This is a genomic window from Micromonospora auratinigra, from assembly GCF_900089595.1.
GTDB classification, from domain to species: Bacteria; Actinomycetota; Actinomycetes; order Mycobacteriales; family Micromonosporaceae; genus Micromonospora; species Micromonospora auratinigra.
Map to the genome: position 1 here is coordinate 2,360,926 of NZ_LT594323.1, position 16,296 is coordinate 2,377,221.

Below are 16,296 nucleotides of genomic sequence, written 5' to 3' on the forward strand. Positions count from 1 at the left end.
CCAGGGAGGAATCATGGCGGTCTCCTCGCCGGCCACGACCACCGGCTGGCTCAACGGCGCCCGGCACCGGGCCGCGCTGAACGTCTTCATGCTCGTGGTGGTGGCGCACTGGGCCGAGCACATCGTGCAGGCCGTGCAGATCTGGGTGCTGGGCTGGCCCCGCCCCCAGGCGCGCGGCATCCTCGGTATGCCGTTCCCGTGGCTGGTGCAGTCGGAGTGGCTGCACTACGGCTACGCGCTGGTCATGCTGGTCGGGCTCTGGCTGCTGCGACGCGGCTTCGTGGGCCGGTCCCGGCGCTGGTGGAACGCCGCCCTGGCGATCCAGATCTGGCACCACCTGGAACACCTGCTGCTGCTGGTGCAGGCGCTGAGCGGGGCGTACCTGCTCGGCCGGGCGGTGCCCACCAGCATCCTCCAGCTCGCCTTCCCCCGGGTGGAGCTGCACCTGTTCTACAACGCGGCGGTGTTCCTGCCGATGGTCGTCGCGGTCTACCTGCACCTGCGCCCGAACGGGCTGGAGCTGTCCCGGATGAGCTGCAGCTGTCGCCATGTCGCCCGGGTCGCCTGAGCGGGGCGGGCTCCCGGCCGACGCCCCGGCCCCGGCCGCCGCCTGGCGGCGGGTCGCGGCCGTCTCGGTCGCCCTGCTCGCCGTCGCGGTGCTCGTCCTGGGCGCCACCGTGGCCCGCCGGCCGGCCCGGCTGGAGTCGGTGGACCCGGCCGACGGCGCCCGGCTGGCCACCGCCCCGGCGGCGGTCCGGCTCTCCTTCAGCGGCCGGGTGGACCCGCGCGAGGCGCACGTCTCCGTCGTCGGCGCGGCCGGGCGGCTGCCCACCGGGCCGGTACGGGTCGACGGCAGCCGGGTGACCGTGCCGCTGCCGGCCACCGGTACGGGCAGCTACCGGCTCGGCTACCACGTGGTGCTCGGCGACGGGCGGGCGCTGTCGGGCCAGACCGGCTACCGGGTCGGCCCCGGTGGCGGCGAGGTCGCCGTGGCGGCCCCGCCGGAGACCACGTCGGACCACGACCATCTGGGCTCCGGGCCGCTGACCGTCGGCGTGCTACTGGTCGGCACGGTACTCACCGGCTTCGCCGTGGCGGTGCTGTTCCGCCGGCCCGGACGCGGCCGGCGCCGCACCTGACCCAGGCCCGGCGGGTCGGGTGCGGCGCCGGCCGGGCTCAGGCGCGCAGCGCCGGCAGGCTGACCGCGCGCAGTCGCGAGGTGGTGTAGTCGCAGTACCAGACGCGGGACCCGTCCCAGGTCAGGCCGGTCGGGTTGCCGGTGACCGCGTACCGGGCCACCTCGCGGTGGGTGTCCGGGTCGACCACGGTGAGGGTGCCGGCGGGGTGGTCGGCGTAGACGAGGTGGTGGTCGGTGACGGTGATACCGGCGACCGCGCCGGTGACCGGGATGCTGTCCAGCAGCCGGCCGTCCTCGGCCCGCCGGTCGATCAGCCGCAGGTCCTCGTAGCCGAACCAGAGCCCGTGCCGGCTGGCCTCCAGGCCGCAGAGGGTGTGCCCCGGCCGGGGGCCGGGCGTCTCCGCGACCACCGTGCCGGTCTCCGGATCGAGGGATCGCACCGCCCGCTCGCCGCCCACCACCTGGAGCAGCTGACCGTCCCGGGTGGTCAGGTCGGTGCGGACGTCGGGGCAGGCGATCTCCCGCACCACGGTGCCCGAGTGCGGGTCGACGGCGAGGATCCGGCCCTGCTCGGCCTCGGAGAACCAGAGGAGCTGGCCGGACCAGGCCAGGCCGCACAGGTGCCGGGCGGGCACCGGGATGTCACGAGTCGGCTCCACTGCGACGGACATCGTCCGCTCCTCCCCTGGACACCCTCGCGGTCACTATGTCATTTTCCAGTTAACGGGGGTCGGGGCGGGCCGTCAAGCCGCTGACGGCCCGCCCTCCCGACGAACCCCGGTCAGGACTGCTGGGTGGCCAGCTTGCGCGCGAAGAACTCGTCGGCGAGGTACTGGTCGGCGGAGAAGTGCCGGCCGCTGCTGAGCTTGCCGTCCTCGAAGGACCAGAGCACGGTCCAGCCCATGACGACCTCCTCACCGTCCTGGTCACCGTGGACCCACTGGGTCTCCACCACGTAGTCGTCGTTCGCGCCGGTGATCAGCTTGTCGGGGCGGAAGCCCATGCCGCCCATCCGGTCGAAGAAGGCGACCACCTCGTCACGCCCCCGCTTCACCCCGGACATCGGGTTGCGGCCCGGGAAGTGCCAGGCCACGTCGTCGGTGGTCACCGCGGCCAGGGCGGCCATGTCGCGTTTCATGTACGCCTCGAAGAAGCGTTGGATGATGTCCTGGTTGGGATGCGTCACGGACCTGCCTCCAGTCGGCACGGATCAGAACGGACACGCGGGCCGCGGAGCGGGGCCGGATTACCGGACGGGCCCCAGGGCCGGCGCACTATACCTATCACAATCGGGGCGATCCGGTCGGGTGACCGGAGCGACGCGCGTCAACCCGTGGTGGTCGCCCGGGCGTCGCCGGCGACGAACTCGCGCAGGTTGTCGAGGATCGGGGTCCACCCCTTGCGCCACCCCTCGACCTCCTCCGGGCCGGAGAGCCGGTCGTGCACCAGCCGCAGCCGCACCCGGTCCCCGGGGCGGGGCGTCAGGGTGAAGGTGACCCGGGTGAACGGCTGGTCCGCCGCCCCCTCGGCCAGCTCGTGGCGGAACGTGTAGGAGAGCTCGCGAGGCGGGTCGTACGTCAGCACCACGCCGGTGTCGGTGACCGTGTCGGCGTCCCCGTCGTGGAAGCGGACCGGCGCACCCGGCGACCAGCTGGACTCGATCCGCCGGTCGAACCAGTAGCGCCGGGTGACCCGGCCGTCGGTGAGCGCCCGCCAGAGCCGCTCGGGGGTGGTGGGGAGGTCCATCTCGTGCACGAACGCGGGATCGGTCATCGTCGTTCTCCTCAGCTCGGTGCCGGCGTCGACCTACCCGCACGAAAGGTAGTGAGGCGGCGGGGGCGGGTCAAGCAACCGCACCGTGAGCTGCCCGGTCGACCAACCATGGAGTTGTTTCACTTCAGCCCCATATAGTGATTGGTCGAGGCGTCCCCGACAGCCAGGAGGAGCACGATGGACCGTACGACCGATCCGTCCCCGGCCGGCCCGCGCCGGGCCCGGGTGGCCGGCGTGTACGACTACTACCTGGGCGGTGACCTCAACGACGAGGTGGACCGGGAGTTCGCCGAGCGGATGATGGCCAGCGTGCCGGAGGCGCCCGAGGTGGCCCGGCTCAACCGGGCCTTCCTGGCGCGCGCCGTGCGGCACTGCGCCCGGGCGGGGGTCCGGCAGTTCCTCGACATCGGCTCGGCCATCCCCCGCGCCGGCACGGTGCACGAGATCGCCCGCGCGGTGACCCCCGACGCCCGGGTGGCGTACGTCGACATCGAGGAGGAGGCGGTGGCGCACGGGCGGGCGCTGCTGGCCGGCACGCCGGGCGTCACGATGGTGCACGGGGACCTGCGCCGCCCCGACGAGGTGCTCGGGCACCCGGAGGTGCGCGCCGTGCTCGACCTCGCCGAGCCGGTGGCACTGCTCATGCTGGGCGTCCTGCACTACGTCTCCGACGCCGACCGGCCGGGCGCGCTGGTGGCGACCTACCGGGAGGCGGTCGCCCCGGGCAGCTTCCTGGTGCTGTCGCACGGCACCGACGACGGCGCGCCCCAGCCGGTACGGTCCATGGTGGACCTCACCGAGGCGGGCCAGACCACCGCGTACATGCGGACCCGCGCCGAGGTGGCCGCGTTCCTGGCCGGCTTCACCCTGCTCGACCCCGGCGTGGTGTTCCTGCCCCGCTGGCGGCCGGATCCCGGGGACGAGCCGGCGTCGGCGCGCGCCGCGGTGATGGCCTACGCCGGCGTCGGCCGGCTGGACTGAGCCGCGACCGAGCCCGGGACGTCGGCCGCCAGGTCGGCCGGGAGCATCGGCTCGACCAGCAGCCGGTGGTAGCGGTCGGCCACCGGCTCGCCCGCCCCGCCCGCGCCCAGCCAGTCGCGCACCAGCCGGGAGCCCTCGATGTAGGTGGTGGTGTACGCCCGCCAGAGCGGGTCGGTCAGGAAGGTGATCATCTGGCCGGCCCGCTCGTCGCTGACCAGCATCCAGCGGGCCAGGAAGGCGGCCACCTCGTCGACCGGCCGGCCCTGGTCGTGCAGCATGATCGCGGCGTCCTGCCGGGCGGCGAGCAGCCGGCCGAACGCGGTCTCGACCCGCTGCGCGCGCTCCCCGTCGAGGCGGAGACCGACCTCGGCGAGCACCTCGGCCGTCCAGGCGCCCCAGTGCTCGCCCAGCGCGACGTGGATCGCCTGCTCGGCCATCCCCTCGGTGACCAGACACTGTGGCGTGTTCACCAGCGCGATCGACTGCTCCGCCCAGCCCCGGCCGCGGACCAGCCCGGCCTCCTTGAGGCAGTGCTCGGCGTGGTGGCCGGGGTACGCCTCGTGGGTGGCGACGAAGGGCAGCGAGGTGATCCGGTGCCCGACGTCGGCGTTCAGCGCCACCCGCGAGCGCAGCCCGCCGAGGTAGGTGTTGAAGGCGTTCCACGGCTTGCCGGTGACCACCTCGAAGTCGACCCGCTCACCCTCGGGCAGCGGGTAGCGCGGGCCCAGCTGGGCGCGCAGCGCCTCGGCGACCGCCCGGACCGCGACGCCGAGCCGGTCGACGGGCACCCGGTCCCGGCCGTGCGCCGCCACCAGGCGGTCCCGCAGCGGCCCCGAACCGGGCAGCTCGGCGTCGAGCTCGGCGTGCGCGGCGGCGTACCGGTCCGGGTCGTGCGGGGCGATCCGGACCTGGAAGTACGCCTCGATCTCGGCCAGGAAGGGCAGCTCCTCCCCGGCCAGCCGCCGCCCCGCGCACTCCAGCGCGGTCAGCTGGGCGGCCAGGAACCGCCGGCGGTCCGGGGCGAGCCCGCTGTCCGGCAGCGCCGCGGCCACCGCGCGGGCCTGCCGGACCAGCTCGGTCGGGGTGGGCGGCGGCTCGTCGGCGACCTGGCGCGCCAGCGCCGGGTCGCCGATCCAGCAGTCCACGAAGCCCGCCACCAGCCGGCCGAGGCGCAGCCCGAGCAGCAGGTAGTCGCGGACGACGGACGGCACCGGTTCGGTCTCCATGCGCGCTCCTCCGGAAACTATCCGAATCGGAAGTGGTATGCGGACAGCCTGACCGGATACCGCACCACAGGTCAAGGATCGCTACTTGACTCGCGACACAGCGATATAAGAACCTATAGCTTGGTCGCGCTGGCAGCGATCGATGCACCAGACCGCCAACCGGTCCCGGCACCCGCGACCCGATGACGCCACCCCGCCCCCACCGTGGGAGGACCCGTGTCTCCAACTCCTCATCCGTCTCGCCGCCGCGTGGCCGCCGGCGTCCTCAGTGTGCTGCTCCTGCTCACCACCGACGCGCTGACCGGGGCGACCGGAGGTCTCGGCGCACCCGCGTCCGGGCCCGTCACGGTCACCACGTCGAGCGTGCGGGCGAACGACGGCCGCACGTACACGGTCACCAACCACCTGACCGGCGAGGCCCGACGGGGTCCGGTCCGCCGGGAGTGGCTGCTGGTCTGGGCGGGCGACTCCGGGCCGGACGGCGCGCCGACCGGCGCCGCCGCCACCGGACACCACGCCACCGCCACCGGTCCGGAGGGCCAGGGCCCGGACTTCCTCGCCGTCGTCGACGCCACCAAGGGCTCGCCGAGCTACGGGCGGGTGGTCAACACCGCCACCCTGGACCCGCTGCGCGCCAACGAGCCGCACCACCTCCAGTACGCCTGGCACAAGGGCGACAAGGTGTACGCGGGCGGCATCCTCTCCGACACCACGTACGTCTTCGACGTGGCCCGGCTGCCCGAGGTGCGGCTCTCCGGCGTCAACACCGCCGGCGACACCCCGTGCGGCTCGGTCCCCGACGCGTACGCGGTGCTCAGCGACGGCACCGCCTACGGCACGTACATGGGCGGGCCGGACCTGACCGGGCCCTGCCGCTACACCAACGGCGAGGTCCGGGTCGGCAACGGGTACGCCGGGTCCCCCGGTGAGATCGTCCGGATCGGCCCCGACGGCCGGACGCTGAGCGAGGCGCCCGCGATGGTGGCGGCCGGGGAGAGCACCGCCTGGTGCCCGAACCGCCCGGCCCTGCCGAAGCCGACCTGCGCCAACCCGCACGGCATCGCGGTCCGCGAGGACCTGCACCGGATGGTGGTCACCGACTTCGCGGAGATCCGCAACTACCTCGACAAGCCCGACGGGGAGTTCGACCCGTACCTGATCCGGGACACCGTGCGAATCTTCGACATCTCCGACCGGAACGATCCGCGCCTGGTCTCGGTGACCCACATGCCCAGCGGTCCCCGCCAGGAGCAGCTGCCCGTCTTCGAGGAGGAGAAGCTCTTCATGGAGACGGCGGTGACCCACCAGCGCCGGCACCGGGGCGCGTTCGCCTCCACCATGTGGGGCGGCGCGGTGTTCTACACCCCGGACATCACCGCCCGGCAGCCCGCCTGGCGGGAGATCTTCGACGACACCACGGCCTACCGTCGCTTCGACACCAGCGGCCTGCTCACCGGCGCCGGGGACGGCGGCAGCTGGTTGCAACTCAGCCCGGACGACCGGTTCCTCTTCCACACCGTGATGGGGGTGCAGCTCGGCGGCGACCGACAGCTCACCAGCGGCATGGTCTACGTGCTCGACGTCGCCAAGCTGGTGGCGGCGGGCAACGACGCGCGGTGCCGGATCGACAGCACGCCGGAGATCACCCAGGGCGGCGCGGAGGCGGACTGCCCCGCGCTGGTCGACGTGCTGCCCATCCGGGACGTCACCAACGGTGGACCGCACTGGGGCGCGATGGACACCTTCGCCCAGAGCGGCCGGCACGGCGTCTACCGGGAGACCGGCCAGGTCCAGCGGATCGCCACCGCCAACTACTTCCTGGCCCGCCTCGGCGGCGACGGCGACCACCGGGTCTGCATGATCGACGTGGCCGACTCCGGCCGGCTCACCCTCGACCCCTCGTTCCGGGACGAGAACACCGGCACCGAGTGCGTCAACTTCGACCGTCCGGTGTGGCCGCACGGCGCGTACGGCGACGCGCGACCGCACGGCGTGCTCTTCGCGGTGGCCGACGACGACATCCGGGGCGGCCGGCCCTGACCCCGGCGTCGCCGCCCCCGTACCGGGAAGGGGTACGGGGGCGGCGACGCGCGGTCAGGCCGGGGCGAGCAGGCAGAACTCGTTGCCCTCCGGGTCGGCCAGCACCGTCCACGGCACCTCGCGGTCCAGCTCGACGGCGGTGGCGCCGAGCGTACGCAGCCGGGCCGCCTCGGCCCGCGGGTCGTCGCCCGGGTACGGGCGGACGTCCAGGTGGACCCGGTTCCACCCGGTCTTCGCGTCGGGGGTGCGGACGAACTCCAGGTACGGGCCGACACCCTTGGCGGAGCGCAGGCTGGCGCTGTGGTCGGTCACCTCGTACACCGTCCAGTCGGTGGCCTCGCCCCAGAAGCGGGCCATCTCCCGCGGATCCGCGCAGTCGACCACCACCGCCGCGATCGGCCCGGTGTCCCGGTAGCGCGCGCGGGGCTCCAGCACGCAGAACTCGTTGCCCTCCGGGTCGGCCAGCACCGTGAAGGGCACGTCCCGCTGGCCCACGTCGACGGGTGTCGCGCCCAGCTCGGTCAGCCGCGCGACCAGCTCCGCCTGGTGGGCCGCCGAGGTGCTGGCGAGGTCGAGGTGCACCCGGTTCTTCGCGGTCTTGGGTTCCGTGGAGACCACGAGGTCGATGTACAGCACGGCCGGGTCGGGGTAGGTGGAGCCCTCGGGTTCGAGGTTCGTCACGCCGGGCTCCTCGCTGGACATCTCCCAGCCGAGCGCCTGTGCCCAGAAGCCGCCCAACGCGACCTCGTCCCGGGCCTTCATGTTTATCTGTACGAGCCGAGTAGCCATGGCGACGATGGTAGGGGCAGCACCGGGTCGGCGCGGGCCCGACCACGGCGCTCCGCCCGGGGCCCGTCCCGCCGCCGCCGGGTGCGGGCCGGGGCGCGGCGGCGGGACGGGTCGGGTCAGCCCGCGTCGAGCGCGTTGGTCACCGGGGTGACCGTGCCGCCGGGCAGCCACGCGGTGCCGTGGTGTCCGGCATGGCCGCCGACGTCACCCGGCACGGTGATCCGGGCCGCCGCGTAGAGGCGTACCGGGCCGGTGAGGTGTCCACCGGTCGCCGTCAGGTAGGCGTCGTAGCCGCCGGCGCTGGGCGGCACGTCGGGGGCGAGTGCCGCGAGGGCGCCGAGATAGCGCTGCGGGCCGGGCTCGATCGGGCCGAAGGCCAGCGCCAGCACCTGTCCGACCGGCTGGTCGAGCAACGGGGCGTGCAGCAGCCACGGGGCGAGGTACGCCCCGGCGGGCGCGGCCCGTCGTCCGGCGGCGACGTCGGCGAGCGTACGCCGGGCCAGCTCCCAGCCGGCGACGACGACCAGCGGTCCCCCGCCGGTGGCCGACACGGTCAGGCCGTGCCGGCCGGCCTCGGCCGTCACCGCCGCGGTCGCCTCCCGGGAGCGGGGCGAGTCGTCGCCGACCAGGGTGATCGTGTCGACGCCCCGCCCGGCGACGAACCGGATGGCGGCGACCAGGGCGGCCCGGTCCGGGACGGCCAGGCGCTGCGCCGGGCAGGAGGTCACCGGCTCCCGCCGGCCGGCGGCGAGCCGCCCCAGTACGGCGGTGGCGCACTCCGGGCCGTCCGGCCCGGTCAGCTCGTCGGCGGCCCGGGGTCCGGTACCGACGGGCACGGCGACCGCCACGCTCCGCCCGGCCCGGCCCACCCAGATCTCCCGCTGCCCCGGGGCCAGGTCGAGGGTGGCCCACGCCCCGTCCGTGCCGGGCCGGGCGGTGGCCGGCAGCAGCCGGTCGGCCGTGCCGCCGACGCGCCACCCGACGTCCGGCACGCGGACCAGGTTGCGTCCCGGACGGCCCGGCACGACCAGCACCGAGCCCGGCTCACCCAGGTCGACCCGGGCCAGCACCGGCACCCCGACCGGCGCGGCGGTCACCGGGGCGGCCGCCGCGGTGAGCGTGGTGAGGACCGCGGCGAGGACGAGCAGCCCGGCCGTGAACCGGCCCGGCCGCCCGCCCGCCCGGTCAGTGGAGGTCGGCATCGGCGACGGCGAACAGGACCCCGTGGGGTCGGGCGTTGCCCGTGGCGCCGTGCGGCCAGCGGGCCCGGTTGAAGCTGACGCAGGGCTGGCCGGCGTACTCGTCGCGGAAGGTGCTGTCCAGCGTCGGTCGCCCGTCGGGGGCGATGTCGATCAGGCAGACCCGGTGGTCACCGTCGATGCCGGACTGGGCCACGAAGTAGTTCGAGGTGGCGACCCGCTCGATCCGCTCCTGCTCGCGCAGCTTCCCGCCCCGGCCCGGGGTCGGGCCGAAGTGGTCGATGGCCCCCCAGTGCGGGCCGACGCCGAGCAGCGGCGACACCGCGTCGCGCAGCGGCACGACGCCCATCAGCGCCGGGCAGTCCGGCTCTACGCCACCGGCGCTCACCTCGCCGACCGTATCGATCTTGCAGCGGACGTCCCGGCCGGCCGCCAGCAGCTTCTGGATGTCCAGGACGTAGAGCATGCCGCTGTTGACGTCACGCGGCTGGCGCGGGTCGGAGCCCATCACCGCGTGGAACAGGAACCGGTCGTCGAGGCTGACCTGGAGCCAGCTGCCGCCGGAGTTGGACCCGGTGAGCAGGCCGGTGGTGTCGAACGCCCGGTACGCGGTGGTGTCGTCGAAGATCTCCCGCCACTGCGGGTTCGGCACGGTGACGTCGGGGGTGTAGAAGATCGCACCACCGGCCATGGTGGAGGCGAACACGCCCTTGTGCCGGCGCTGGTTGGTGACCGCGTTCTCCATCACCATCCGGGGCTCGGAGAAGGCCGGGATCTGGTCCACCCGGGGGCCCTCCGGCAGGTGCGAGACGGAGAGCAGCCGGGGCGCGTTCCGCTTCTTGATGTCGAAGATCCGGATGGTGTCGCGCAGCAGGTACGGGTCGATCACCTGGCTGGTCGGGTCGAGATAGTTGCGGGCCTCGGCGAAGTCGCTGACCACCATCAGGTCGAGGTCCTCGCGCACCTGGATGCCGTGCGGGTTGGCGCAGGTGGCCGGCTGCACCTGGGGGAGGCTGGCGCAGGTGCCGGTGCTGTCCCCCTCCGGCCGGTCCACCGGGACCTCGGCCAGGGTGCGCCCGTCCGGCCCGATCCGGACCACCTCGCCCGGCGTGCCGCCGAACCCGTTGCCGTTGCGGACCTCGCCGTTGGGGTAGCGGCAGGGTCCCGGCACGTCCGGGCCGCCCATGTAGGTGACGTACGCGGTGCCGTCCTTGAGCACCCAGGAGGCGTCGGGCAGCGACCCGCACGGGGTGTCGGTGGACAGGTTGATGCCGACCAGGCTGATCTGCGGCAGACGGGAGGCGTCCAGCACGTAGGTGATGTCGCTGAAGATGCCGTGCGCGTAGAGCCGTTCACCCTTGTGCCAGACGTACTGGAGGTGGTGCGGCTCATTGCCGGTCACCGGCGACATGGTGACGGTGTTGACCACCTTGCCGTAGTCGGGCGAGCCCTTGGTGACGTCGATGACGGCCAGGAAGTCGGGGTCGCCGGTGGTGCCGACGGCCGCGTGGTGCGCGCCGGCGGGGGCCGCCGCCGCGCCGGAGGGGGTCTCGTCGCCGGCCCAGGCGAGCAGGAACTCGCGGGGCGCGCGGTGCCGGCCGACCCGGTCGTCGCGGACCAGATGGTTGGTGGCGGTGTAGGTGTGCCCGTCGGTGCCGACCACGCTGGAGGTGAGCAGGTCCACCGGGGCGGCCTGGACCCCGGGCTGCTCGGACAGCGCGAAGACCACGGCCATGGCGGCCGTGACGGCCCCCAGCCGGACGAAGACTCGACGGTTGCGTATTGCTGTGAGCACGGCTTCTCCCGGGTCGTCGGAGGGGAACTTCCGGCGCCGCTCCGGTGGCGGTCGCCGCTACCGCGGAGGCATGGGCGAGCTCGAATCGCTATCCGATATTAAACTGATGGATGGCTCAGGGGGAAGGTCGGCGGTCAGTCCGGCCGCCGGCCGCAGACCACCAGGACCTCCCCGGTCGGCCGGACCGGGCCGTCCGGGAAGGCGGCGCCGAAGGTGCGCACCGCGTCCTCGTGGATGGCCTGGCGGGTCGGCTCGGGCAGCGACTCCAGCAGCGGGATGAACGGCCCGGCGGTACGGGCGAAGAACTCCCAGGCCGAGGCCGGGTCGGCCGCCTCGAAGATCGGCGCCTCGAAGACCTCGGTGCGCAGGTCGACGAAGCCCGCCTCGCCGAAGAGGTGGACCAGCTCCTTGAGCGAGGAGAGGCCGACCGGGCCGGAGTCGTCGTCGGGGGCCTTCGCCGGCAGCGGCACGTGCCGGCTGACGATGCCGTTGGTGAGCTGGAAAGGCATGCAGCGTTCGGCCGAGCCGAGGGTCATCGCGACGAACCGGCCGCCGGGGCGCAGCGCCCGCAGCACCGCCTCCATCGCGCCCGCCCGGTCCGGCATGTACTGCAGGCCGGCCCGGCAGGTGGCCGCGTCGAAGGTGGCGTCCGGGACGCCGAGGGTGCGCTCGTCGGGGATGGTGCGGAACTCGACGTTGCGGACCCCGGCCTCGGCCGCCACCGCCCGGGCGCCGTCGACCATCGCCTCGACCAGGTCGAGCCCGAGCACGTGACCGTCCGCCCCGACCCGGGCGGCGGCGTCGAGCGCCGGGTTGCCGACGCCGCAGGCCAGGTCGAGCACCCGCTCGCCGGGACGCAGGTCGGCCAGGCGCAGCATGGTCTCGGTGATCGGGCGGCTCGGCTCGACGAAGTTGGCGCGGTACTCCCGCCACGCCCCGGCGCACAGCGTCCACTCGGTGATCTGCTGGGCACGGACGGCCTGCGAGTTCATGGTGACCTCCTGGAGGGCGGGCGGCCGCCGGAGCCGCCACAGGGATGACGCCGGCGCGGGTCGCGCCGGCCGGTCCGGTGGTGCTACTTGCCGGCCACTCCACTCAGGAGCAGCACGGTCGAGGGGAGCTGGACGGTGCCGTCGGCCGCGCGGTACTCCTCGGCCAGTGCGGCCACGTCGGCCCAGAGCCCCGGGTCGTCGGCCGAGCCGAGCCACTCCCGCAGCATCGCCGTGACCTGTTCGGGCAGCAGCGCCCTCGTGTACGCGGTGAACACCTCGGGCGACTCGACCCAGAACGGGGCGCGGACCCGTTCGACCCGTACGTCGACGAAACCGGCCGCGGTCAGCTCCGCGTGGCAGCGTTCCGGGTCGGCCATCGCGTACGGGCCGGGCGCGTCGGGCGGCGGCGGGGGCGGGGGCGTCGGACCCTGGACGCGGGGCATGATGGCGCGGAACGGCAGCCCCACCACCGGGGCCTCCCCCGCCGGCCCCCACACCGCGGCGGCGAGCCGCCCGCCGGGAACCAGCACGGCGTGCAGGGCGCGCAGCGCGGCGGCCCGCTCCGGCAGGAACATCAGCGCCCAGCGGCTGAGCACCACGTCGAACGAGTGCTCCGGCAGGTCGAGGTCGACGAGGTCGCCGACCTCGAAGCGGGCCTGCGGCAGGTCGGCGGCCCGGCGACGGGCGATCTCGGTCATCGCCGGGGAGATGTCGATGCCGAGCACCCGACCGTCCGCCCCGACGGCGTGCGCGGCGGAGAGCGCGGGCTCGCCACAGCCGCTGCCCACGTCGAGCACCCGCTCCCCCGGCCGCGGCGCGGAGAGGTCGAGCAGGGCACGGGTCACCGCCGCGCCGCCGCGCTCGAAGGTCTCCCGCCAGACCTGCCACCCCTCGCTGACCGAGTCCCAGGTCTGTCGCTGCTGGTCGAGGACGCTCGCCCGGTCGGGCACCGGCATGCTCATGGTCTCCCCTGCTCGCCGAAGTGGACGCGGCCGCCGGGCGCGACAGTCGTGCGGTGCCGCACCGGCGAGGGGCGGCACGGTCGCGGCCCGGCCGCGACGGACAGCACCACTCTAGTCACGCAGCGCCGTCGTGTGCTAGTTGTTCTTCAAGTGTCGACTCAGGAGGGTGCCGGCCCGGCCATGGAAGGGGAACGGTATGTCCACTCCCGCAGCGCGTACGCCGACGGCCCCCGTCGGCGTGCTCCTGGCCGGTGGCCGGGGCACCCGGCTCGCCCCGCTGACCGACCGGACCAGCAAGCAGTTGCTGCCGGTCGGGGGTCGGCCGCTGGCGGCCCGGGTGATCGACCAGTTGACCGCCGCGGGCGTCCACGACGTGCTGGCGGTGATCGACGACCGGCACGCCGGCGACTTCCTGGCCGCGCTGCGCGACGGTCGCGAGCTCGGCCTGCGCAGCCTCGCGTACGTCTGGCAGCCGGCGACGGGGGTCGGCATGCCCTCGGCGATCGCCCAGGTGGAGCCGCACGTCGGTGACCGGCCGATCGTGGTGATCTGCGGCGACCTGCTGCTGGAGGCGGACCTGTCCGGGGTGGTCGCCGACTTCCTCGACCAGCCCGACGGCGCCCGGTTGGTCGCCACCCGGGTGCCGGACACCGCCGGTTTCACCCCGCTGGGCGTCACCGACGGCCGGGTGACGGAGCTGGGCGACAAGGATCCGGACCGGCACCGGCCCGGGCTGATGGAGCTCGGGGTCTACCTCTACCGCTCCGACGTGTTCGACGAGATCCGCGCGCTGCGCCCGTCGGCGCGCGGCGAGACCGAGATCTGGGACCTCAACCGCCGGTACGCCGGCCGGGGCCGGTTGCGCTGCACCGAGGTGGCCGGCTGGTGGTGCGACGTGGGCGGCAGCCTGGCCGACTACCGCGCCGCCGACCGGCGCTACACGCGGCGGCCGGCGACGTCCCGGCAGCGTTGACACTATATTTTTCGATAGTTACGCTCCTCCAACGGTTCTCGACAGGCAGGAGTTGCGCCGTGAGCATCCGTCCCGAAGCGACCACCGGGAACGCCGAAGCCGAGCAGGTCTTCCTCAGCTTCCTCGACAGCCCTCCCGACGACGAACCCTTCGCGCAGTACCACTGGCTGCACGAACACGCGCCGGTCTTCACCACGACCACCGGCATGGTGGTGCTCACCCGCTACGACGACGTGGACCTCGCGCTGCGCCACCGCGCCATGGGCCGGGGCGACGAGTCGGTGCAGCACCTCACCGACCTGCCGCCGCAGCTGGTCGAGCCGGTGATGGCGCTGTGGAAGCGGACCATGGTCTTCGCCAACCCTCCGCTGCACACCCGGATGCGCCGGCCGGTCGCCGCCGCGTTCACCCCCCGGCACGTCGAGGAGCTGCGGGCCCGCATCGTCGCCCGGATCGAGCGCCTCCTCGGCGAGCTGACCGGCGGGTCCGAGGTGGACTGGGTCAAGGAGTTCGCCTCGCCGCTGGGCACCGGCGTGGTCGGCGACATGCTCGGCGTGCCCGAGCCCGACCGGCCCGAGCTGGCCCGGCTGTCGCCCGAGTCGATGAAGGTCTTCGACCCGATGACCGCCAGCACCGACCTGCCGGCCGCCGCCGAGGCGGTGATCGACATGGCCGACTACTTCGGCGACCTGGTCGACGACCGGCGCCGCGAACCGGGTGAGGACGTGGTGAGCCGCCTCGCCGGGGCCCTGGACGCCGGCTCGCTGGAACGGATCGAAGTGGTGGCCGCCTCGGCGAACCTGCTCAACGCCGGCAGCGACACCCTGGTCAACCTGCTCAGCAACGCCATGTACGCGCTGCTGACCAACCCGGACCAGCTCGCCGCGCTGCCCGACCTGCCGCCGGCGCTGCTGCCCCGCGCGGTGGAGGAGCTGGCCCGCTGGGACCCGCCGCTGAACCTCAACCCGCGTACCGCCCTGGAACCGTGCGCCATCGCCGGGGTCGACCTGGTCCCCGGGCAGATCGTCATCGGCGTGCAGGGGGCGGCCAACCGGGACCCCGGCCACTACACCGATCCCGACCGGCTCGACCTCACCCGGGACGAGGGCCCCTCGCTCTCCTTCGGCGGCGGCGTGCACTACTGCCTCGGCGCGCACCTGGGCCGCCTCGTCCTCGGCGAGGTGCTGCGCGTCCTGGCCGCCACCGGCACGACGGTCGCGCCGGCCGGCACCGCCCGCCGGCGTCCCGGGCACAACCTGCGCGGCTTCCAGTACCTGCCCGTCACGCTGACCCGCTGAGGAGACCGCCGTGCGTGTGCTGTTCCTGTCCACCCCGCTGGCCAGCCACCTCTACCCGATGGTCCCGCTGGCCTGGGCGCTGCGCGCCGCCGGGCACGACGTCGCGGTCGCCACCACCGGCCCGGCGCTCTCGGTCGCCTCGTCCGGGCTGGACGTCATCGACTTCGACCCGGAGGGACGCTGCCCGTCGCTGGCCCAGATCAACGCCACCCGGCCGGACATCGTGGCCAGGCGGGCGACCCGCATCGACGACGGCATGGTGCTGCTGATCGAGGCCACCCGGCAGTACGTGGACCGGATGATCGAGGTGGCCGGCCGCTGGCGCCCCGACCTCGTGGTGCACTCCCAGTTGCAGGGCGGCGGGCCGCTGGCCGCGGCCACCCTCGGGGTGCCGGCGGTGGAGCACGGCGCGAGCCTGCTGCGCACCGGCGACTTCTACGAACGGCTCGACCAGCTCATCCCGGAGACCTTCGAGGCGTACGGGCTGACCGGCCTGCCGCCCCGACGGGCGCTGCTCGACGTCGCCCCGCCGAGCATGGTGGTCGGCCGGCCGGACGCCTGGCCGATGCGGTACGTGCCGTACAACGGCGGTGGGGTGCTGCCGGTCGACCTGACCGTGCCCACCGACCGGCCCCGGGTCGCGGTCACCATCGGCACCAACATCATGGCGCCGAACATGGCGCAACTGCTGTCCCGGCTGTACGCGGCCGCCGCGGGCGTGGACGCCGAGTTCGTCGTCCTGCTCAGCGGCATCGACGCCGCCGCCGACGACGCGCCGGACAACGTCCGGGTGGTCCGGGAGTGGCTGCCGCTGCGGGCGCTGCTCGGCACCTGCGGCCTCATCGTCCACCACGGCGGGGCCGGCTCCATCCTGGCCGCGCTGGACGCCGGGGTGGCACAGCTGGTGGTCCCCTCCGGCGCGCCCAGCTACATCCAGGCCGACGCGGTCCGCGAGCGTGGGGTCGGCGTCACCGCGACGGCCGAGGAGGTCGACGCCGAGCTGCTGCGGCGGGCGCTGGACGACGAGAAGCTGCGCGCCGCCGCCGCCGAGGTCCGGGACGAGATGGCGGGCATGCCGCCGCCGGCCGCCGTGGTGTCCCGGTTGGTCGAGCTGGCGTCCTGAGCCGGCC

Annotated in this window: 16 protein-coding genes; 7 read left to right on the forward strand and 9 right to left on the reverse strand. The window is 74.3% G+C overall.

All coding sequences use genetic code 11. The annotated features are described in order from the left end of the window. Positions 1-13 precede the first annotated feature (13 nt). Positions 14-568, forward strand: coding sequence for a hypothetical protein (locus GA0070611_RS10720; protein ID WP_091661856.1), 555 nt, complete (start codon positions 14-16; stop codon positions 566-568). Then, positions 549-1,139 carry a copper resistance CopC family protein gene (locus GA0070611_RS10725; RefSeq protein WP_091661859.1) on the forward strand — a complete coding sequence of 197 codons (591 nt, stop codon included), beginning with the start codon at positions 549-551 and terminating at the stop codon, positions 1,137-1,139. The genes GA0070611_RS10720 and GA0070611_RS10725 overlap by 20 nt, the downstream gene beginning before the upstream one ends. Positions 1,140-1,176: 37 nt before the next feature. On the opposite strand, the gene GA0070611_RS10730 is transcribed toward GA0070611_RS10725, so the two are convergent. From GA0070611_RS10730 to GA0070611_RS10740, 3 genes are all read right to left on the reverse strand, one after another. Continuing rightward, the gene (locus tag GA0070611_RS10730; protein ID WP_091661862.1) at positions 1,177-1,809 is read right to left on the reverse strand and encodes an NHL repeat-containing protein; all 633 of its coding nucleotides are present in this window, start codon (positions 1,807-1,809) and stop codon (positions 1,177-1,179) included. A gap of 110 nt (positions 1,810-1,919) precedes the next feature. Then, complete coding sequence (locus tag GA0070611_RS10735; protein WP_091661865.1) at positions 1,920-2,324, reverse strand: nuclear transport factor 2 family protein; 405 nt, start codon at positions 2,322-2,324, stop codon at positions 1,920-1,922. Between the two features lie 140 nt (positions 2,325-2,464). Beyond that, positions 2,465-2,911, reverse strand: a complete 447-nt coding sequence (locus GA0070611_RS10740) for an SRPBCC domain-containing protein (RefSeq protein WP_091661868.1) — start codon at positions 2,909-2,911, stop codon at positions 2,465-2,467. A 177-nt stretch (positions 2,912-3,088) separates the two neighbouring features. Here GA0070611_RS10740 and GA0070611_RS10745 point away from each other — a divergent pair, with 177 nt between their 5' ends. Continuing rightward, positions 3,089-3,892, forward strand: coding sequence for an SAM-dependent methyltransferase (locus tag GA0070611_RS10745; protein ID WP_091661872.1), 804 nt, complete (start codon positions 3,089-3,091; stop codon positions 3,890-3,892). On the opposite strand, the gene GA0070611_RS10750 is transcribed toward GA0070611_RS10745, so the two are convergent. After that, positions 3,865-5,118, reverse strand: coding sequence for a DUF885 domain-containing protein (locus GA0070611_RS10750; RefSeq protein WP_091661877.1), 1,254 nt, complete (start codon positions 5,116-5,118; stop codon positions 3,865-3,867). The two genes, GA0070611_RS10745 and GA0070611_RS10750, sit on opposite strands and share 28 nt — an antisense overlap. A 249-nt stretch (positions 5,119-5,367) precedes the next feature. On the opposite strand from GA0070611_RS10750, the gene GA0070611_RS10755 reads away from it, so the two are divergent. Then, positions 5,368-7,158, forward strand: coding sequence for a hypothetical protein (locus GA0070611_RS10755; RefSeq protein ID WP_197675902.1), 1,791 nt, complete (start codon positions 5,368-5,370; stop codon positions 7,156-7,158). A 54-nt stretch (positions 7,159-7,212) separates the two neighbouring features. Here GA0070611_RS10755 and GA0070611_RS10760 read toward each other — a convergent pair whose 3' ends face one another. From GA0070611_RS10760 to GA0070611_RS10780, 5 genes are all read right to left on the reverse strand, one after another. Beyond that, on the reverse strand, positions 7,213-7,947 hold the full coding sequence (locus tag GA0070611_RS10760; protein ID WP_091661886.1) for a VOC family protein: 735 nt from the start codon (positions 7,945-7,947) through the stop codon (positions 7,213-7,215). 116 nt (positions 7,948-8,063) lie between these two features. Continuing rightward, positions 8,064-9,149 (reverse strand): hypothetical protein, encoded by a 1,086-nt coding sequence (locus GA0070611_RS10765; protein ID WP_091661891.1) that lies wholly within the window; start codon positions 9,147-9,149, stop codon positions 8,064-8,066. Continuing rightward, on the reverse strand, positions 9,133-10,941 hold the full coding sequence (locus GA0070611_RS10770) for a selenium-binding protein SBP56-related protein (protein WP_197675903.1): 1,809 nt from the start codon (positions 10,939-10,941) through the stop codon (positions 9,133-9,135). Before GA0070611_RS10770 ends, GA0070611_RS10765 begins: the two co-directional genes overlap by 17 nt. 134 nt (positions 10,942-11,075) lie before the next feature. Then, entirely contained in the window at positions 11,076-11,933 is an 858-nt protein-coding gene (locus GA0070611_RS10775) for a class I SAM-dependent methyltransferase (protein ID WP_091661897.1), read from the reverse strand. An 83-nt stretch (positions 11,934-12,016) separates the two neighbouring features. Beyond that, positions 12,017-12,895, reverse strand: a complete 879-nt coding sequence (locus tag GA0070611_RS10780) for a class I SAM-dependent methyltransferase (protein WP_091661900.1) — start codon at positions 12,893-12,895, stop codon at positions 12,017-12,019. A 196-nt stretch (positions 12,896-13,091) separates the two neighbouring features. Here GA0070611_RS10780 and GA0070611_RS10785 point away from each other — a divergent pair, with 196 nt between their 5' ends. From GA0070611_RS10785 to GA0070611_RS10795, 3 genes are read left to right on the forward strand one after another with little or no spacing between them, the layout of a single operon-like run. Then, a complete protein-coding gene (locus tag GA0070611_RS10785; RefSeq protein ID WP_091661902.1) occupies positions 13,092-13,868 on the forward strand; it encodes a sugar phosphate nucleotidyltransferase in 777 nt (258 codons plus the stop codon). Between the two features lie 59 nt (positions 13,869-13,927). Then, positions 13,928-15,166: a cytochrome P450 gene (locus GA0070611_RS10790; protein WP_091661905.1), complete on the forward strand. Its 1,239-nt coding sequence runs from the start codon at positions 13,928-13,930 to the stop codon at positions 15,164-15,166. Between the two features lie 10 nt (positions 15,167-15,176). Continuing rightward, positions 15,177-16,289 carry a nucleotide disphospho-sugar-binding domain-containing protein gene (locus GA0070611_RS10795; RefSeq protein ID WP_157740294.1) on the forward strand — a complete coding sequence of 371 codons (1,113 nt, stop codon included), beginning with the start codon at positions 15,177-15,179 and terminating at the stop codon, positions 16,287-16,289. Positions 16,290-16,296: the final 7 nt, after the last annotated feature.